Below are 19,179 nucleotides of genomic sequence, written 5' to 3' on the forward strand. Positions count from 1 at the left end.
TCACCCTGGCCCTCTCCCCAAAGGGGAGAGGGAACTTGAACACCCTCTCCCCTTTGGGGAGAGGGCTGGGGTGAGGGGACCAGGCCGCACAAAATTTACCCCGTCACCGCCTCTTCAACCGGCGGCTTCGTCAGCATTGTCAGCATCGTATTCGCAATCTCACGCTCACCCATCACCACCTGATTCGCGCCGCGCTCGGTAATGTACTCTACTTCGTCATCATAATGGGCGCGGGCTATGATTTCGATATGCGGGCATTTTTCACGGGCTGTGGCGACAATCTCGCCAGCCTCGTAACCGTTCGGGATAGTGAGCAGCAGCCAGCGAGCGCAGTCCAGATGCGCCAGATTCATAATCTCTTCGTTAGCCGCGTTGCCCAGCACTGCGCGGATGCCGCGCTCGCGAAGCTCGTCGACGCGAGTGCGTGACGTTTCAATCACTACAAGTGGAATGCCCTGAGCCATCAGTTTTTCACCCAGCAGGCTGCCGACGCGGCCAAAACCGACCAGCAGCGCGTGGTTGCAGATATCCACCGGGATCTGTTTCTCTTCTTCTGTCGCCTCTTCCAGCGTCAGCTCTTCGAGGGTTTCGGTCTTCTCGAGATATTTCTCCAGCAGGGCAAACAATACCGGGTTCAACATGATGGAGAGGATCGCCCCCGCCAGCACCAGATTTTGCCCAGCCTGTGGCAGCAGATTCAGGGCCATTCCCAGACCAGCCAGAATAAAGGCGAACTCGCCAATCTGCGCCAGGCTGGCGGCGATGGTCAGCGCCGTGCGCGGCGAGTGACCGAACATCCGCACCAGGAAGAAGGCGGCAACGGACTTACCAAAGATGATGATTGCCAGCGTACCCAGCACGGCCAGCGGCTGCTGGATGAGGATCATCGGGTCGAACAGCATCCCGACGGAGACAAAGAACAGCACCGCGAACGCATCACGTAATGGCAGAGTATCGTGCGCGGCACGGTGGCTCAGCTCGGACTCGTTCAGCACCATCCCGGCGAAGAACGCGCCCAGCGCAAAGGAGACGTCAAACAGCTCGACAGCGCCAAAGGCAATGCCCAGCGCCAGCGCAAGGACCGAAAGCGTGAACAGTTCACGCGAGCCGGTGGCGGCGCTGCGGGACATGATCCACGGCACCAGACGGCGGCCCACCAGCATCATGATGGCAATAAACGCCACAACCTTACCGATGGTAATGCTCATATCCAGCGCCAGCGAAGCGAAGCCGATATTCTCTTTTTCCATCATCCCGGCGACGGCGGGCAGCAGTACCAGCGTCAACACCATCACCAGATCTTCAACTATCAGCCAGCCAATCGCGATTTGCCCGCGCTGGCTGTCTATTAGCTGTCTCTCTTCAAGCGCGCGCAGCAGCACCACGGTACTGGCGGTTGAAAGACACAGCCCAAATACGATACCGGTCATGATTGACCAGCCCAGCACCGCCGAAAGCGCCATGCCCAGTAGCGTCGCCACCCCTATCTGGGCGATCGCTCCCGGTATGGCGATCGACTTTACCGCCATCAGATCCTTCAGGGAAAAATGCAGTCCGACGCCAAACATCAGCAGGATAACGCCCAGTTCCGCCAGCTCCGGTGCAAGTTTGGTATCTGCGACAAAACCCGGCGTAAAGGGTCCTGCCAGCACGCCCGCTAACAAATAGCCTACCAGGGGCGAAATACGCAGTTTGTTGGCAATCATGCCGAGGATAAAAGCGAGCACAAGTCCACCAACAATGGTGGTGATAAGCGGTGTGGCGTGGTGCATTCCGTCTCCTTTCGCGATGGGTGATCCATTTTTGGTGCAAATACCAAAAAGCCGATTAATAGTTTATGACAATTTTTACGCTTATGTTTATGAATAATTGTTGAAATCACAATAAAAAGGCAATAAGCACGAAAAAAGGCAGATTTTGATAAATTTGCTGAGGGGAGGGAGAGGAAAGCCTTATGGCATCAGGTTATCCGGCTGCCAAAGTTTAACTTTGGCAGCCATGAAGTTACGCTTTATGACGGTTGTCAGGCAGGAATATGGTCAACATCCCCAGAAGTGGCAGGAAAGCGCAGATTTTATAGACCAGGAAGATGCTGGTGTGGTCTGCAACCATCCCTAACACGGCGGCGCCAAGGCCGCCCATGCCAAAGGCAAAACCGAAAAAGAGACCGGAAACCATACCGATACGTCCCGGCAGCAGCTCCTGCGCATAGACCAGAATGGCTGAAAACGCCGACGCGAGAATAAAACCAATAATCACTGTCAATATTCCGGTCCATTCCAGCGTTGCGTACGGTAAAACAAGCGTAAACGGCGCAACGCCGAGGATAGAGCCCCAAATCACATATTTACGTCCGATTTTATCTCCCACAGGGCCGCCAATCACCGTGCCTGCCGCCACCGCAAACAGGAAGGCAAAGAGATGGAACTGGGCGTTTTGTACCGATAATCCGAATTTTTGCATCAGATAGAAGGTGTAATAGCTGCTAATGCTCGCCATATAGAAATATTTCGAGAAAATCAGCACCAGCAACACGCTGACGGCAAGGATCACCTTATTACGCGGAAGGGGATTGGTTATCTTCGCGACAGGTTTTCCCTTATTTACGCGGTGCTGCGCGGCATACCAGCGGCTGATTTGCGCCAGGACGACAATCGCCAGCAGCGCGGCCAGCACAAACCACGCCACGTTGCCTTTGCCGTAAGGCGCGATAATTACCGCCGCCAGCAGAGGACCGAGGGAGCTACCAAAATTCCCCCCCACCTGAAACAGAGACTGCGCCAGCCCGTGGCGTCCGCCGGAGGCCATACGCGCCACGCGGGACGATTCCGGATGGAACACCGATGAACCGGTTCCCACCAGCGCCGCGGCAACCAGTACCGCCTCAAAGCTGCCCGCCATGGCCAGCAGCACCAGCCCGCTCAGGGTGAAGCACATCCCAATGGGCAGCGACCATGGCATCGGGTATTTGTCCGTCCAGTAGCCCACCACCGGCTGTAGCAGCGAAGAGGCCAGCTGGAAGGTCAGGGTAATCATCCCGATCTGCACGAAGGTTAATGAGAACTCAGACTGCAACAGCGGGTAGATCGCCAGAATCAGCGACTGGATCATGTCGTTGAGCAGATGAGAGAGACTGATTGCGCCTAATACTTTGAAGGAAGTGCGCGATTTCGGCGGCGACGCCGGAACGCCCTGAACAGGCTGGGTTGATTCACTGATTGCCATAAATACCACGTCAATTTGTAATTAGAGATGCAGGGAGTAATTATTATCCGACTAACATACTCGTCCGTGACATTTGAAGAAAGTCGCAATTCTGAAAACTTATTTGTCTATTCTTGTGAGTCACTGTAATTTTTGCGTTTGTCTATGGGTCAGGGAGAGAGAAGATGAAGTTAATAAAGCGTGGCGTCGCGCTGGCGCTCATCGCCGCATGGGGGCTGACAAGCCTGCCCGCGCAGGCGTATGAAAAAGATAAAACCTATAAAATTACCATTCTGCATACTAACGATCATCACGGCCATTTCTGGCGCAGCGAATACGGTGAATATGGCCTGGCGGCGCAAAAAACGCTGGTGGACGGCATTCGTAAAGAGGTCTCGGCTCAGGGCGGCAGCGTGCTGTTGCTGTCGGGCGGGGATATTAATACCGGCGTACCGGAATCTGATTTGCAGGATGCCGAGCCTGATTTCCGCGGCATGAATTTAATTGGTTACGACGCGATGGCGGTCGGAAACCACGAGTTTGATAACCCGCTGAGCGTATTGCGCCAGCAGGAAAAGTGGTCCAAATTTCCGTTCCTTTCCGCCAATATTTATCAGAAAAGCACCGGCGAGCGCCTGTTTAAACCGTGGGCGCTGTTTAAGCGTCAGGATCTGAAGATCGCGGTCATCGGCTTAACCACCGACGATACGGCCAAAATTGGCAACCCTGAATTTTTCACCGACATCGAATTCCGTAAACCGGCGGACGAAGCGAAGCTGGTGATCCAGGAGTTGCAGCAGAATGAAAAACCGGATGTGATTATCGCTACCACCCACATGGGGCATTACGACAACGGTCAGCACGGCTCTAACGCGCCGGGCGACGTGGAGATGGCGCGCAGCCTTCCTGCGGGCTCGCTGGCGATGATTGTGGGCGGTCATTCGCAGGATCCGGTCTGCATGGCTTCTGAGAATAAAAAGCAGGTAGATTATGTGCCCGGCACGCCGTGCGCGCCGGATCGTCAGAACGGGATCTGGATTGTACAGGCCCACGAGTGGGGTAAATACGTAGGCCGTGCGGATTTCGAATTCCGTAACGGCGAGATGAAGCTGGTGCACTATCAGCTCATCCCGGTCAACCTGAAGAAGAAAGTAACCTACCCGGACGGCAAAAGCGAGCGGGTACTCTACACGCCAGAGATCGCTGAAAACCAGCAGATGCTCTCCCTGCTGACGCCGTTCCAGAGCAAAGGGAAAGCGCAGTTGGACGTGAAGATTGGCACGCTTAACGGACGACTGGAAGGGGACCGCAGCAAAGTCCGCTTCGTACAAACCAACATGGGGCGTCTGGTGCTGGCCGCGCAGATGGCGCGCACGAATGCGGATTTCGGCGTGATGAGCGGCGGCGGTATTCGTGATTCCATCGATGGCGGAAACATCACCTATAAAGACGTGCTCAAAGTGCAGCCGTTTGGCAACGTGGTGGTGTATGCGGACATGAGCGGGAAAGAGGTGATTGACTACCTGACCGCCGTGGCGCAGATGAAGCCGGACTCCGGAGCGTATCCGCAGTTTGCTAACGTCAGCTTCGTCGCGAAGGACGGTAAGCTCAACGATCTCAAAATCAAAGGCGAACCTGTTGATCCGGCGAAAACCTACCGCCTGGCAACGTTAAGCTTTAACGCCACCGGCGGCGACGGCTATCCGCATATCGATAACAAACCGGGCTATGTAAATACCGGGTTTATTGATGCGGAAGTGTTAAAGCAGTTTATCCAGCAAAATTCACCGATTGACGTGAACGCGTATGAGCCGAAGGGCGAGGTGAGCTGGCAGTAGTGCGGGTGTGTTGTGCCGGGTGGCGGCTACGCCTTACCCGGCCTACATTCGAATCGGAGGCCCGGTAAGCGCAGCGCCACCGGGCAATTTTCTCAATCCCTGCGCGCAATATCCGCAAATTTCGCGTCCAGCATTTTCGCCAGATCGCCTGCGGCCAGTTCGATATCCAGCCCGCGTTTGCCGCCAGAAATATAGATCGTCTCAAATTCCTGCGAAGGCGCATCGATCAGGGTCGGCAGACGCTTTTTCTGGCCGAGCGGGCTGATCCCGCCGACCAGATAACCCGTAGTGCGTTGCGCAACCATCGGGTCTGCCATATCGACCTTTTTCGCTCCCAGCGCTTTGGCCACTTTCTTCAGATCAAGCTGTCCGGCGACGGGCGTCACTGCCACGGCGAGGTGCTTCATATCGCCATTCACCGCGACCAGCAGCGTTTTGTAAACCTGGTTCGCGTTCAGCCCCAGCTTGCGCACCACTTCATCACCAAAGTTGGTTTCGTTCGGATCGTGATCGTAGGTGTGGATCCGGAAAGAAATTTTGTTTTTTTCGAGTAATTTAACGGCGGGAGTCATGGCTATCCTTCTTACGACAGACGATTCATACCAGCAGCATACGCCTGACGTTTGTCTAAAAAATAGCACCATCTTGCGCAATAGTATTGGCAGTGATGGTTACTTTGAGCGACAATCGGCGTAGCCGAAGGTCACTTCGGTATAATAAAAACGATGAAATTCCTCTTTGACGGGCCAATAGAAATATTGGCCATTTTTTTATTTCAGCAGCGACGGCAAATTCCCTTCTCCGTACAAATGCAACGCGCCAACCGCGACAACATAACGACCGGCAGGCAGGGCATACAGCGTCTCCCGCCACGCCTGGTTGCGCGCGTTCATCAGCACATCATACAACGATTCACTGAACGTCGACGGTAACGCCAACTTACCTTCTGCGGGCGGCGCATCCAGCCACCAGCCAATCATCGTTTGCAGCAGACGCGCGTTGGTGTGCCAGTGGGTCAGGGTATCATCCAGTAGCATCTTACCGTCATCAGGAAGCTGGCGAAGAAGCGCAATCTGGCTGTCCGTGCCTTCCAGTTCAATGACGGACAGGTTGCACGCCCGTGCCGCATTCAGCAGTTGATAATCGATACCGTAATCGCCGCGCAGCCCCAGGCGCTGCGCCTGGGTTGCCTGTAGCACCATGGCAATTTGCCACAGGGGCAGGGTGTCGAGCATTGAGAGCGAGACGCCGGACTCATCCGCAAGACGGGTAAGCTCAGCCAGCTGCGTCTCGTTAAGACGTTCAGCCAGGGGGCGGTCGCTTTCCAGCCCGGCAAACGGCGATTCATGGCCGGAGATGTCGGCTTCGACGATCAGCGCGTCGGCGCGCTTCAGTAGTTTAATCAGGCCGGAGGGCAGGGGGGACATATCCTGCGTGCCCATATGAATGCTTCCCACCAGGTGCAGTTGCTGCCCACCCGGAAGCGAAATATCCATACCGGGCCAGGCATAACGGCGGGGAAAAAGGGCGCGAAACGATGTTTTTATACGATTAAACAGACCCATACGCGCTCCATAAACGGAAAGGTTCATGCTAGCGCGTGGGGAAGGGGGGCGCAATAGGCGAAAGCCGGGCGGCGCTGCGCTTACCCGGCCTGCTTCCGGGATTCTACGCTTTCGGTTTAAACCGCAGCAGACGGTTAGCGTTGCTCACCACGGTAATTGACGAGAGCGCCATCGCCGCACCCGCAACAACCGGGTTCAGCAGGGTGCCGGTCAGCGGCCACAAAATCCCGGCGGCAATCGGAATGCCGAGCGAGTTATAGACGAAGGCCCCCAGCAGGTTCTGCTTCATGTTGCGCAACGTGGCTTTCGAAATCGCCAGCGCATCCGCCACACCCATCAGGCTGTGGCGCATCAGGGTGATCGCCGCGGTTTCAATGGCGACATCGCTCCCGCCGCCCATCGCAATACCTACGTCAGCCTGCGCCAGCGCCGGGGCGTCGTTGATGCCGTCGCCGACCATCGCCACCTGACGACCATCACGTTGCAATTTCCTGATGGCGTCCGCTTTGCCATCTGGCAGTACGCCGGCTATCACCTCATCAATCCCGGCTTCTCTGGCGATGGCGTTAGCGGTAGTCGGGTTATCACCGGTTAACATCACCAGGCGATATCCCGCATGGTGCAGGCGTTGCAAGGCATCCACGCTGTCCTGGCGTAACGGATCGCGCACGGCCAGCAGCGCCGCCACATGACCATCTTTCGCCAGCAGAACCGGCGTCGCGCCCTGAGAGGCCTGCGCGTTCAGCTCAGCGTCCAGCACGGACGTATCAACACCGTGTTCAGTTAGCAGTGCCAGGTTACCCAGCAGCAGCGTATGGCCTTCTGCTTCACCGCTGACCCCTAAACCGCGCAGGGTGCGGAAGTTGCTTACCTGCGGCAGACGGGCATCACCGGCTTTCTCAAGGATGGCGCGCGCCAGCGGGTGACTGGAGCCTTGTTCCAGCGCGGCGGCCAGGCGCAGGGCATCCGTCTCCGTACAGCCAATGGTATTAACGGCCACTACCTGCGGTTTGCCCTCGGTGAGCGTGCCGGTTTTATCAAAGACAAGGGTGTCCAGCGTGCTTGCCCGTTGCAGGGCGTCAGCATCACGGACCAGTACGCCAAATTCGGCGGCGCGTCCGACGCCAGAGATAATCGACATCGGCGTGGCCAGGCCAAGGGCACAAGGGCAGGCGATGATCAGCACCGTGGTGGCGATCACCAGGGTGTAGACAATCTGCGGCGCCGGGCCGAAGAAATACCAGATTGCCGCGCTCAGCAGGGCAATACCGACCACCACTGGCACAAAAATGGCGGAGATTTTATCGGCAAGCTGACCAATTTCCGGCTTACTGCTCTGCGCCTGGCGGACCATCCGAATGATGCGTGACAGTGTGGTATGACTGCCAACGGCGCTGGCGCGGAACAGCACGCTGCCGTCCTGTACCACCGTACCCGCATGCACCGCATCGCCCTGAGATTTCTGCTGGGGGATCGGCTCACCGGTCAGCATGGCTTCATCAAGCCAGGCATCGCCCTGGGTGATTTCACCGTCGACGGGCACGCGGTCACCGGTGGTGAGACGCAGCGTCATACCGGGTTGCACCTCTGAGAGAGGAACGTTTTTTTCCCCATCGTCGGTGACAACGCGGGCCGTCGGCGGGGTTAAATCGAGTAATCTTTCCAGCGCTTTCGACGAACGCTGACGCGCGCGGGCTTCGAGCATATGGCCTAAGTTAATCAGACCTATAATCATCGCGCTCGCTTCATAATAGAGATGGCGCGCCTCCATCGGGAACCACTGCGGCCAGACGTTAACGCTCATCGAATACAGCCACGCCGCACCCGTCCCGAGCGCGACCAGCGTGTCCATCGTCGCGGTGCGGTTTTTCAGGCTCTTCCAGGCGCTGGTATAGAAATGTCCGCCTGCAAACACCATCACCGCAAGGGTAATCAGACCAATCACCAGCCACAGGGTGCGGTTGTCTGCGGTGACCATCATGTTGTCACCGATCATGCCCCACACCATCACCGGAATACCGACCAGCAGGGCGACAATCGCCTGCCAGCGGAAGCGCTTCATGGTGGCGACAGCCGTTTCCTGCTGGCGCTCGCGGCGCTCGGCATCATCTTCGATGGCCTCCGCCCCGTAGCCCGCTTTCTCCACGGCCAGCACTAAATCTGCGGCGGAGGCACTGCCCATCACCAGCGCAGTACGCTCCGCCAGGTTTACCCGTGCCTGTGCGACGCCCGGTACCGCCTGTAAGGCGTTTTGTACCCGGGAGACACAGCTGGCGCAGCTCATGCCGTTGATCAGCAGCTGTTGGCTGTCATCAATATCATCAGCTACCGGAAGCTCAGGAGTGGCCGCTGTCAGTGCTTCCGACGGGGATGATGACTCTGCCAGCGGTTTAGCCTTTGGGTGGCTTAACTCCGCCCCGTAACCGGCCTGTTTAATGGTATCAATCAGCGCGTCGGCGCTGGCGCTGCCGGTCACGGCGGCATGATCGATAGTCACCTCAGCGCTTTCCACATCAGGACGCTGCTCCAGGCTTTCTTTAACACGTTTGACACAGTGGCCGCAGGAGAGGCCGTCCAGTGTCAGGTCAATAGTGTGAGACATAACAAAACTCCCGTATAATGTTCTGGTCAATTGTTGACCTTCACTCTGCTTTTCGCTAACTGTTATGAAGGTTAAACCTTCCATCAAGGGGAAGGTCAAGGGGGAAATGTGAATATCAGCGATGTTGCGAAAAAAACCGGCTTAACCAGCAAAGCGATTCGCTTTTATGAGGAAAAAGGGCTGGTGACGCCACCGTTGCGCAGTGAGAACGGCTACCGCAGCTATACGCAGCTGCATCTTGATGAACTGACGTTACTGCGCCAGGCAAGACAGGTAGGATTTAACCTTGAAGAGTGCGGCGAGCTGGTTAACCTGTTTAACGATCCGAAACGCCACAGTGCCGACGTGAAAAAACGTACGCTGGAAAAAGTGGCGGAGATCGAACGCCATATCATCGAATTACAGGCGATGCGTGAGCAACTGCTACAGCTGGCAGAATCCTGCCCGGGAGATGACAGCGCCGAGTGCCCGATTATCGACAATCTTTCCGGCTGCTGCCACCGTAAAACCCACGCCTAACAGGCTTTAACCCGCAGGGTAATGCCTTCTACCGCAATGACCTCAACCCGCGTGCCGGCGCTGAGGTCATCATCGGCCACCACCGGCCATGAACTGTCCCCCACGCGCATATGACCGCGTCCGTTGATCAGCGCGTTATCAAGCGTAAAACGTTTACCCACGATCTGCTGCCCACGCTGATTGAGATGCGCGTCGACCGGCTTCTGCGCCTTCACCCGTTTGTTCAGCCAGCGCCACCACAGCCAGGCGGCCAGCAGCGTCAGCACGGCAAACAGCGCGCCCTGCCACTCCCAGCCGACAGGCAACAGCCAGATGACTAGCCCGGTAATCACAGCGGCAACACCGCTCCACAGCAAATAACCGTTGCCGCCAAGCATCTCGGCGGCCAGCAGCAAGCCGCCAAGGCTTAGCCAGAACGCATGAGGATGTGCAACGATGAGCTCAATCATTTTTTACGCTCGTTTCCGCCGTCTTTGATCAACTCGGCAATTCCGGCGATAGATCCCATCAGACTGCTGGCATCCAGCGGCATCATCACCACTTTGCTGTTGTTCGCAGAGCCGATCTCCTTCAGCGCATCGGTATATTTTTGCGCGACGAAGTAGTTCACAGCCTGGATATCCCCGGCGGCAATCGCCTCGGAAACCATTTGCGTCGCGCGGGCTTCCGCTTCTGCCGAACGTTCACGCGCTTCTGCCTGGAGGAAGGCAGACTGACGGTCGCCCTCGGCTTTCAGGATCTGCGACTGTTTTTCCCCTTCCGCTTTCAGGATCTCGGCCTGACGCACCCCTTCGGCTTCAAGAATATAGGCGCGTTTGGTACGCTCGGCCTTCATCTGCGCGTTCATGGAAGCAATCAGCTCTGCCGGTGGGCGCACGTCGCGGATCTCAATGCGGGTCACTTTGATCCCCCACGGATTGGTGGCTTCATCAACAATGTGCAGCAGGCGGGTATTAATGCTGTCGCGCTGGGAGAGCATTTCGTCCAGCTCCATCGAGCCAAGCACGGTACGGATGTTGGTCATCGTCAGGTTGACGATCGCCAGCTCCAGGTTGCTCACCTCATAGGCCGCTTTCGGCGCATCAATCACCTGAATAAAGCACACCGCATCGATGGTGACGTTGGCGTTATCCTTGGAGATGACTTCCTGGGAAGGAATATCCAGCACCTGCTCCATCATGTTGATTTTACGCCCAATTCTGTCCATGAAGGGGACGATCAGGCTTAAACCCGGCTGAAGGGTATTGGTGTAGCGACCGAAACGTTCGACGGTCCACTGGTAACCCTGCGGGACAATTTTGACGCCTGCGCCCACGATAACCAGCGCAACGAAAATAAGGACAGGAACAACGATGAGCATAAAAACCTCCTGTTTTGCATGCCGTAACGAGAAAAATTGCGTATTTGTTGAACGTAAGTATATCGGTTAACGGGCGGGATTTCGCCCCTGTAAAGAGGTGGGAACCGGACTGGTAAAATTAAAACGCCCCGCCAGGAGAGCGGGGCGCATAGCGTTACTCTTCAGACCAGGTATAGCTGAAGTCGGTGATAAACCCATCCCCGGCGTCAGCGATGGCTTTCGATAAGCCCTGATAGTATTTTTCCAGGCCGATGGCCTCTATCTGCTGGATCTGCTCGCGAACGGGAGCGCAGAACAGTACTGCATTGCCCGCTCCGACACGTTTGTTGTTCGGCGGCAGATCGCCGGTAATCCCCTTAAACCAGGTTCTGATCCCTTGCTTTAAGCTGTGCGGCGCTTTTGCAAGATCCTTCTGGCCTGTCAGCACCTGTAAGGTGGGGAACTCATTTGCATTGACGGCGGTTTTCATGCGTGCAAAGAACGCGGTAAAAAGCTCAAAAGAGCCGAGATCCGTGACGCGAGGTTTGGTGGTTTTTCCGTTTTTATTGCCCATTTTTCCGGCAGGGGCTGTAGGCGCCGGAACCACATTGACCTTATGCAGATCCAGACCAAACAGCAGATTGCAGTGCGCCCGGCGCTCTTTAAGCGGGTAGGACATTAGCACGTCAATAAACGCCGTCGCCTTCACATCGGCCAGGTCATGGTTAATCAGCCATTGCGAGCGGGCAAATTCCGCGGGGGAAACGAACCAGTCCGGCACCTCAGTAAAGCGTCTGGATTTACCCTTGCCGTCAAACTCGAGAAAGTAAGCCCCATCATCGAAAGCAAAATAGCAGTTTTTAAAGCTTCCGATCGTGGTGTTAACGATGAGCGCCTTCTTAACAAAATCGACCACCTCTGCACCCATGACAAAACGCGTGAGTTCAGAAGAATTGATGACTTCCATTAATGTTTCCACATCTGGAACACCAGGCTTCAGGGAAGAGAACTCATAAAAGATATGTGCCATGTTGCTGACTTCCTGTAGTTATAGAGGTGACAATTACCGAACAAAAAGTTTAACACTTGCGATAGGTTAAGGCTATTCGCGCAGCGTAGCGGAAAGGATTATGCTAAAGGCTGTTCTTATCACAGCGGTTAACGGAATCGGAATGAATAATAAAAAAAATCTTCTGGATATCAGGGATGTTGGCTTTTGTGTGGGTGATAACACCATCCTTCAGCACGTCGATTTTTGTCTCTCTCCGGGCGAATTTAAACTCATAACCGGCCCCTCCGGCTGCGGCAAAAGCACCCTCCTGAAAATCGTGGCTTCGCTACTGAGCCCAACGGAGGGAACCATCCTGTTTGAAGGGAAAGATATCGCCACGCTTACACCGGAAAGCTATCGCCAGCAGGTGTCATACTGCGTGCAAACGCCATCCCTGTTTGGCGACACGGTGTACGACAATCTGGTTTTCCCCTGGCACATCCGCAACCAAACGCCCGATCCGAAAAAGTTTGCGGACGATCTGACCCGTTTTGGGCTTCCGCCGGAGACGCTGACCAAATCGACTGCCGAACTGTCAGGCGGGGAAAAGCAGCGCGTCTCGCTGATCCGTAACCTGCAATTCCTGCCGAAGGTGCTTTTGCTGGATGAAATCACCAGCGCGCTGGATGACGCTAACAAGCGCAACGTCAATGAGATTATTCATCGCTACGTCCGTGAACAGGATATTGCCGTGCTGTGGGTGACGCACGATTCAAATGAAATTAGCCATGCGGATGATGTCATCACGCTCAGGCCGCAGGGCGGGAAAATGGAGGAGGCTCACCGTGGGTGAACATAACATAACCAACGAATCGCTGGCGCTGTCGATGGTGCTGGTGCTGGTGGCGATTGTGGTCAGCTACCGGGAGAAGCTGGGGCTGGAAAAAGATATTCTGTGGAGTATCGTTCGCGCGGTCATTCAGCTCATCATCGTCGGCTATGTGCTGAAATACATCTTCAACGTCAATCATGCCGTGCTGACCCTGTTGATGGTGCTGTTTATCTGCTTTAACGCGGCATGGAACGCGCAGAAACGCAGTAAATACATCGATAAAGCGTTCCTCTCGTCGTTTATTGCCATCACCACCGGGACCGCGTTAACGCTGGCGGTACTGGTGCTCTCCGGCTCGATAGAATTTACGCCGATGCAGGTGATCCCCATTTCCGGGATGATTGCGGGCAATGCGATGGTGGCGGTCGGGTTATGCTACAACAATCTGGGGCAACGCTTCAGCAGTGAACAGCAACAGCTTCAGGAGAAGCTAAGCCTGGGCGCGACACCGAAGGTGGCCTCGGCGCGGTTGATCCGCGACAGCATTCGTTCTTCGCTGATCCCAACGGTGGATTCCGCCAAAACCGTGGGTCTGGTGAGCCTGCCGGGCATGATGTCGGGGCTGATTTTTGCCGGTATCGATCCGGTAAAAGCGATTAAATACCAGATTATGGTGACGTTTATGCTGCTCTCTACGGCGAGCCTGTCGACGATTATTGCCTGCTATCTGACCTATCGGAAGTTTTACAATGCGCGCCACCAGCTGGTGGTGACGCAGTTGAAAAAGACGGGGTAATATCGGCTTTTGTAGGCCCGGCAAGCGTTAGCGCCACCGGGCATTTTTGTTAGTAAAGCAATGCGTACAGCTGACGACGATACTTAGACGCCAGCGCGTCACCGGTGCCGAGCGCGGCCAGGATCTCCTGGAACATCTTTCGCGCCTGACCGTCTGCGGCGCCCAGGTCCTTCTGAAGGTGGCTAAACAGCAGCTCCAGCGCCTCTTCATTACGCCCCACCTGATGAAGCTGAAGCGCCAGCTGGCTTGCCAGCGCGGCATCCGCCGGGTTGTCCGCAACCTGCTGCTGAAGTTGCTGAATTTCAGGGGTATCCGCCGCCTGTTTCAGCAGGTCAATCTGCGCCACCAGGCCCTGATAGCGGGTGTCCTGATCCTGCATCGGCACCGTTTTCAGCACGGCTTCCGCGTCTTCGGGGCGGTGCAGCGCAATCTGGGTCTCTGCCAGCAGCAGACCAATCTGGCTGTTCTGGTTCGACAGCTGCCACGCGTCTTTTAACAGCGGCAGCGCCTCGTCGTACTTGCCTTCCTGCATCAGCGCCATGGCTTCCTGCGCTTTCAGCTCTTCTTCGCGCGGCAGGACTTTATCCAGCAGGGCGCGGATCGCCTCTTCCGGCTGCGGCCCCTGGAAGCCATCCACCGGCTGACCGTTCTGGAACAGGTAGACGGTTGGGATCGCACGCAGGCCAAACTGGGAAGCCACCATCGGTTCGGCGTCACAATCCAGCTTCGCCAGAATGAATTGACCGTTGTACTGCGCGGCAAGGCTTTCCAGGACCGGCGTCAGCTGCAGGCAGTGTTGGCTGCGTTCAGACCAGAAGTAGAACAGCACCGGTGTAGTCATTGACTGTTCGAGTGTCTGTTGCAGGTTAGCTTCAGTTATGTTGACGATATTCTGTACGGACATGCGGCATTCTCTTTTATCGGTTTACTCTTTACATGGGGGTAAGCGTCGTCGCTTCAACTCAACCCTGCAAAATTTTGTCCATCATCCGCCCCGGCAGCAGGCGTTTCAACCAGCCGACGGCATGGGTCACCAGCGTGACCGGATAGCGCATTTTAGGGGTATCGCTCTCAAATGCGTGGCGCACTTTGGCAACCACGGCTTCTGGCCCAAGCGTAAAACGCGCCGCGATACCGGGATTTTCGACCGGTTGGTCCGCCTGCGTCTGGTTAACGTTTTCCGTAAAGCGGGTGCGGATGGGGCCCGGTTCAATCAGGCTGACCTTAATGCCGCTGTGGCGCAGCTCCATGCGCAACGCATCGGACCAGGCTTCAAGCGCATATTTACTGGCAGCGTAAGCCCCGCGTCCCGGCGTGGAGATCAGGCCCATCACCGAGGAGGTCATGACAATCCGCCCTTCGCCGTGTGGCAGCATGGCGGGGAGAAGGCGCATGGTGAGCTGATGCGCCCCAAAAAAGTTTGCGGAGAACTGCTGCTCCAGCTGTTCCCGTGAGAGGGTCTGTAGCGGGCCGTATACGCCATAGCCCGCATTGTTGAACAGGCCGTAAAGCCGGTTGTTGGTCAGGGCGATAACCTCATCGGCGGCCTGCTCCACGCTCTCTGGCGAATCGAGATCCAGCAGAATGCCGGTAAATCCCAGCCCTCGCATGCGTTCGACATCCTCGGGTTTGCGGCAGGCTGCCAGCACCCAAAACCCCTGACGTTTCAGTTCAAGGGCGCTTTCAAGGCCAATTCCGCTGGAACATCCTGTTATTAAGACCGATTTTTGCATAACTTTACCTGTCAGGTTCTCAGCTGTTTGACGAGTCATGTTTTACTAAAGGAGCCAGCCGGGTTGCCATCCAGTCGGCAATGAACGGCTGGGCATCGCGATTGGGGTGAATGCCATCATCCTGCATCCACTGGGGTTTCAGATAGACCTCTTCCATGAAAAATGGCAGCAGCGGAATATCAAACTCTTTGGCAAGCTTAGGATAGATCGCGCTAAACGCCTCATTATACCGACGGCCGTAGTTAGCGGGCAGGCGAATTTGCATCAGCAGCGGCTGGGCGTTAGCGGCCTTAATGGTCTGCAAAATAGTCCGCAGCGTTTGCTCCGTTTGCTGTGGCTGGAAGCCGCGCAAACCATCATTACCGCCCAGTTCGACCAGCACCCAACGCGGTTGATGCTGCTTAAGCAGGGCAGGCAGGCGCGATAAGCCTTGCTGCGACGTATCGCCGCTGATGCTGCCGTTAACGACAGACGCCCGGGACTGCCATTTATCATTGAGCAGGGCGGGCCAGGCCGCACTGGCCGCCATACGATAGCCCGCGCTCAGGCTATCGCCCAGAATCAATAACGTGTCCGCAGCCGCCGCGCGGAAGGTCATCAGCATCAAAAACAGGAAGGGCAAATGCCAGCGGAAAACATTGTTGAAGTTCATCGTCTTAAGAAGTCCGTCGGTCAGGGAGAACACGAGCTTTCCATCCTCACCGGAGTTGAACTCGTTGTCAAACGTGCCGAAACCATCGCCCTGATTGGCGAATCCGGTTCCGGTAAGTCCACGCTGCTGGCCATTCTCGCCGGGCTGGACGATGGCAGCAGCGGGGAAGTGAACCTGGTCGGCCAGCCCCTCCACGCGCTTGATGAAGAGGCGCGCGCCGCGCTGCGTGCCCGGCATATCGGGTTTGTCTTTCAGTCATTCATGCTGATCCCAACCCTCAACGCGCTGGAAAACGTTGAGCTGCCCGGCCTGCTGCGCGGTGAAAATACCCGCGAAAGCCGCGATCACGCCAAAGCGTTGCTGGAACAGTTGGGGCTGGGAAAACGTCTCGACCACCTTCCGGCACAGCTTTCCGGCGGTGAGCAGCAGCGCGTGGCGCTGGCCAGGGCGTTTAACGGGCGCCCGGAAGTGCTGTTTGCCGATGAGCCCACGGGCAATCTCGACCGTAAAACCGGGGACAAAATTGCCGATCTGCTGTTTTCCCTCAACCGCGAGCATGGCACCACGCTGATTCTGGTTACCCACGACCCGCAGCTGGCCGCCCGCTGCGACCGCCGCCTGCGGCTGGTGAACGGTGTTCTTCAGGAGGAAGCATGATTGCCCGCTGGTTTTGGCGCGAATGGTGCTCGCCCTCGCTGCTGATTGTCTGGCTGGCGTTGAGCCTGGCGGTGGCCTGCGTGCTGGCGCTCGGCAGCGTCAGCGATCGTATGGAGAAAGGGCTTAGCCAGCAGAGTCGGGAATTTATGGCGGGGGACCGGGCTCTGCAAAGTTCTCGCCCCGTGCCGCCGGGCTGGATTGAGGAAGCGCGCAAAGAGGGGCTGAAGGTGGGAGAGCAAATCACCTTCCAGACCATGACCTTTGCGGGCGACACGCCACAGCTTGCCAGCGTAAAAGCCGTGGATGACATCTACCCGATGTATGGTGATTTACAAACCAGTCCGCCGGGGCTAAAACCGACGGCCGGTACGGTACTGCTGGCATCGCGTCTGATGGCGCTGCTGAACCTGAAACCCGGCGACAGTATCGACGTCGGCGACGCGACCCTCAAAATTGCCGGGGAAGTGGTGCAGGAACCCGACTCCGGATTTAATCCGTTCCAGCTCGCGCCGCGCCTGCTGATGAACACCGCTGATGTGGAGAAAACCAACGCCGTCCAGCCGGGTAGCCGCGTCACATGGCGCTATAAGTTTGGCGGGACGCCTGCTCAACTGGAGGCGTATGAAAAATGGCTCCTGCCTCAGCTCAAGCCGGAACATCGCTGGTACGGGCTGGAGCAGGATGACGGGGCGCTCGGCAAATCCCTCGAGCGTTCTCAGCAGTTTCTGTTGCTGTCGGCGCTGTTAACCCTGCTGCTGGCCATTGCGGCCGTTGCCGTGGCAATGGGGCACTACTGCCGCAGCCGTTACGATCTGGTGGCGATCCTCAAAACTCTCGGCGCGGGCCGGGCACAGCTGCGCAAGCTGATTGTCGGCCAGTGGCTGATGGTGCTGGCGCTGTCGGCTCTGACCGGCGGGGCGATAGGGCTGCTGTTTGAAAAGCTGCTGATGGTGCTGCTCAAACCGGTACTGCCCGCTGCGCTGCCGCCTGCCAGCCTCTGGCCGTGGCTGTGGGCCATCGGCGCGATGACGACGATCTCCCTGCTGGTGGGGTTACGCCCCTACCGGCTGCTGCTCGCCACCCAGCCGCTGCGCGTGCTGCGCCGGGATGTGGTGGCCAGCGTCTGGCCGCTGAAGTTCTATCTGCCGGTGATTATTGCGGTGGCAGTCGGGCTGTTGGCCTGGCTGATGGGCGGCAGTACGCTGCTGTGGGCGGTGCTGGCGGGCGCGGTGGTGCTGGCGCTGCTGTGCGGCGTGGTGGGCTGGCTATTGCTCAATCTTCTCAAAAAGCTGACGGTGAGATCGCTGCCGGTGCGGCTGGCGGTTAATCGACTGCTGCACCAGCCGTGGTCTACCCTCAGCCAGCTCTCGGCGTTTTCGCTGTCGTTTATGCTGCTGGCGCTTCTGCTGGTGCTGCGCGGGGATCTGCTGGATCGCTGGCAGCAGCAGCTTCCGCCGGAAAGCCCGAACTATTTCCTGATCAACATTGCTCCCGAACAGGTGACGCCGCTGAAGGGGTTCCTGTCTGAGCATCACATTATTCCGGAATCGTTCTATCCGATCGTGCGCGCCCGCCTGACGCAGATCAACGGCCAGTCCACGGAGGGAAATAAGGATGAATCGCTCAACCGCGAGCTCAACCTGACCTGGCAGGCGAAACGTCCGGACCATAACCCGATCGTTGCCGGCACCTGGCCGCCGAAAGCGGGGGAAGTGTCGATGGAGGAGGGGCTGGCGACACGCCTGAACGTGAAGCTCGGCGATAGCGTGACCTTTACCGGTGATACCCAGGATTTCACCGCCAAAGTCACCAGCCTGCGCAAAGTGGACTGGGAAAGCCTGCGGCCAAATTTCTTCTTCATCTTCCCGCCGGGCGCGCTGGACGGACAGCCCCAGAGCTGGCTGACCAGCTTCCGCTGGGAAAACGGCAACGGCATGCTGACGCAACTGAACCGGGAATTTCCGACGGTGAGCCTGCTGGATATCGGCGCGATCCTCAAACAGGTCGGGCAGGTGCTGGAACAGGTGAGCCGCGCCCTGGAGGTGATGGTGGTGCTGGTGACCGTCTGCGGCCTATTGCTGCTGCTGGCGCAGGTGCAGGTCGGCATGCGTCAGCGTCATCAGGAGCTGGTGGTCTACCGCACGCTGGGGGCCAGTAAACGGCTGCTGCGCGCCACGCTGTGGAGCGAATTTGCCCTGCTCGGGCTGGTGGCGGGCCTGGTGGCGGCCATCGGGGCGGAAACCGCACTGGCGGTGCTTCAGACGAAAGTCTTTGATTTTCCATGGGAGCCTGACTGGCGGCTGTGGTTAACGTTGCCCGTCTGCGGCGCGGTGCTGCTGTCCCTGTGCGGTGGCTGGCTCGGGACGCGGCTGTTGAAAGGTAAAGCGCTGTTCCGCCAGTTTGTCAGCTAGTTTACTTGCGTGATGATGGCGCACCGGCATTTCTGCTGGT

17 protein-coding genes are annotated in these 19,179 nt (G+C 57.2%); 6 read left to right on the forward strand and 11 right to left on the reverse strand.

Annotated features, from left to right (window positions below):
- Nucleotides 1-95 precede the first annotated feature (95 nt).
- Both ybaL and ACOTXC_RS09120 read right to left on the reverse strand, forming a co-directional pair.
- Nucleotides 96-1,772, reverse strand: a complete 1,677-nt coding sequence (ybaL, locus tag ACOTXC_RS09115) for a YbaL family putative K(+) efflux transporter (protein WP_022647281.1) — start codon at nucleotides 1,770-1,772, stop codon at nucleotides 96-98.
- Between the two features lie 232 nt (nucleotides 1,773-2,004).
- Nucleotides 2,005-3,225 carry an MFS transporter gene (locus tag ACOTXC_RS09120; protein WP_022647282.1) on the reverse strand — a complete coding sequence of 407 codons (1,221 nt, stop codon included), beginning with the start codon at nucleotides 3,223-3,225 and terminating at the stop codon, nucleotides 2,005-2,007.
- A 164-nt stretch (nucleotides 3,226-3,389) separates the two neighbouring features.
- On the opposite strand from ACOTXC_RS09120, the gene ushA reads away from it, so the two are divergent.
- Entirely contained in the window at nucleotides 3,390-5,042 is a 1,653-nt protein-coding gene (gene ushA, locus ACOTXC_RS09125) for a bifunctional UDP-sugar hydrolase/5'-nucleotidase UshA (RefSeq protein WP_022647283.1), read from the forward strand.
- 92 nt (nucleotides 5,043-5,134) lie between these two features.
- Here ushA and ybaK read toward each other — a convergent pair whose 3' ends face one another.
- From ybaK to copA, 3 genes are all read right to left on the reverse strand, one after another.
- Entirely contained in the window at nucleotides 5,135-5,614 is a 480-nt protein-coding gene (gene ybaK / locus ACOTXC_RS09130; RefSeq protein WP_421767572.1) for a Cys-tRNA(Pro)/Cys-tRNA(Cys) deacylase YbaK, read from the reverse strand.
- A gap of 198 nt (nucleotides 5,615-5,812) precedes the next feature.
- Nucleotides 5,813-6,607: a TraB/GumN family protein gene (locus tag ACOTXC_RS09135; RefSeq protein ID WP_421767573.1), complete on the reverse strand. Its 795-nt coding sequence runs from the start codon at nucleotides 6,605-6,607 to the stop codon at nucleotides 5,813-5,815.
- Between the two features lie 103 nt (nucleotides 6,608-6,710).
- A complete protein-coding gene (gene copA, locus ACOTXC_RS09140) occupies nucleotides 6,711-9,209 on the reverse strand; it encodes a copper-exporting P-type ATPase CopA (protein WP_421767574.1) in 2,499 nt (832 codons plus the stop codon).
- 108 nt (nucleotides 9,210-9,317) lie between these two features.
- Here copA and cueR point away from each other — a divergent pair, with 108 nt between their 5' ends.
- Nucleotides 9,318-9,728 (forward strand): Cu(I)-responsive transcriptional regulator, encoded by a 411-nt coding sequence (cueR, locus tag ACOTXC_RS09145; RefSeq protein ID WP_017383222.1) that lies wholly within the window; start codon nucleotides 9,318-9,320, stop codon nucleotides 9,726-9,728.
- Here the strand turns inward: cueR and ACOTXC_RS09150 are convergent.
- The 3 genes from ACOTXC_RS09150 to ACOTXC_RS09160 all read right to left on the reverse strand — a co-directional run bounded on the left by ACOTXC_RS09150 (nucleotide 9,725) and on the right by ACOTXC_RS09160 (nucleotide 12,097).
- The gene (locus ACOTXC_RS09150) at nucleotides 9,725-10,177 is read right to left on the reverse strand and encodes an NfeD family protein (RefSeq protein ID WP_150312037.1); all 453 of its coding nucleotides are present in this window, start codon (nucleotides 10,175-10,177) and stop codon (nucleotides 9,725-9,727) included. The two genes, cueR and ACOTXC_RS09150, sit on opposite strands and share 4 nt — an antisense overlap.
- Entirely contained in the window at nucleotides 10,174-11,088 is a 915-nt protein-coding gene (locus tag ACOTXC_RS09155; protein ID WP_003858941.1) for an SPFH domain-containing protein, read from the reverse strand. Before ACOTXC_RS09155 ends, ACOTXC_RS09150 begins: the two co-directional genes overlap by 4 nt.
- Nucleotides 11,089-11,242: 154 nt before the next feature.
- The gene (locus tag ACOTXC_RS09160) at nucleotides 11,243-12,097 is read right to left on the reverse strand and encodes a hypothetical protein (RefSeq protein WP_421767575.1); all 855 of its coding nucleotides are present in this window, start codon (nucleotides 12,095-12,097) and stop codon (nucleotides 11,243-11,245) included.
- Nucleotides 12,098-12,239: 142 nt separating this feature from the next.
- Here ACOTXC_RS09160 and fetA point away from each other — a divergent pair, with 142 nt between their 5' ends.
- Nucleotides 12,240-12,911, forward strand: a complete 672-nt coding sequence (fetA, locus tag ACOTXC_RS09165; protein ID WP_421767576.1) for an iron efflux ABC transporter ATP-binding subunit FetA — start codon at nucleotides 12,240-12,242, stop codon at nucleotides 12,909-12,911.
- Nucleotides 12,904-13,686, forward strand: coding sequence for an iron efflux ABC transporter permease subunit FetB (gene fetB, locus ACOTXC_RS09170; protein WP_022647290.1), 783 nt, complete (start codon nucleotides 12,904-12,906; stop codon nucleotides 13,684-13,686). The genes fetA and fetB overlap by 8 nt, the downstream gene beginning before the upstream one ends.
- 49 nt (nucleotides 13,687-13,735) lie before the next feature.
- Here the strand turns inward: fetB and ACOTXC_RS09175 are convergent, their stop codons facing one another.
- Genes ACOTXC_RS09175 through tesA form a run of 3 tightly spaced genes read right to left on the reverse strand, consistent with a single transcriptional unit; the run spans nucleotide 13,736 to nucleotide 16,071 of the window.
- Nucleotides 13,736-14,590 carry a co-chaperone YbbN gene (locus ACOTXC_RS09175; protein ID WP_022647291.1) on the reverse strand — a complete coding sequence of 285 codons (855 nt, stop codon included), beginning with the start codon at nucleotides 14,588-14,590 and terminating at the stop codon, nucleotides 13,736-13,738.
- Nucleotides 14,591-14,648: 58 nt separating this feature from the next.
- Nucleotides 14,649-15,458 (reverse strand): SDR family oxidoreductase, encoded by an 810-nt coding sequence (locus tag ACOTXC_RS09180; RefSeq protein ID WP_087878403.1) that lies wholly within the window; start codon nucleotides 15,456-15,458, stop codon nucleotides 14,649-14,651.
- Entirely contained in the window at nucleotides 15,439-16,071 is a 633-nt protein-coding gene (gene tesA, locus ACOTXC_RS09185; RefSeq protein WP_003858933.1) for a multifunctional acyl-CoA thioesterase I/protease I/lysophospholipase L1, read from the reverse strand. The genes ACOTXC_RS09180 and tesA overlap by 20 nt, the downstream gene beginning before the upstream one ends.
- Between tesA and ybbA the strand changes: the two genes are divergently transcribed.
- Together ybbA and ybbP are read left to right on the forward strand one after the other, a co-directional pair.
- On the forward strand, nucleotides 16,042-16,728 hold the full coding sequence (gene ybbA, locus ACOTXC_RS09190; RefSeq protein ID WP_006809828.1) for a putative ABC transporter ATP-binding protein YbbA: 687 nt from the start codon (nucleotides 16,042-16,044) through the stop codon (nucleotides 16,726-16,728). The genes tesA and ybbA overlap by 30 nt on opposite strands.
- A complete protein-coding gene (ybbP, locus tag ACOTXC_RS09195) occupies nucleotides 16,725-19,139 on the forward strand; it encodes a putative ABC transporter permease subunit YbbP (RefSeq protein WP_421767577.1) in 2,415 nt (804 codons plus the stop codon). The genes ybbA and ybbP overlap by 4 nt, the downstream gene beginning before the upstream one ends.
- Nucleotides 19,140-19,179: the final 40 nt, after the last annotated feature.

This window comes from Enterobacter cloacae complex sp. IR5428 (assembly GCF_049238585.1).
Lineage (GTDB): Bacteria > Pseudomonadota > Gammaproteobacteria > Enterobacterales > Enterobacteriaceae > Enterobacter > Enterobacter intestinihominis.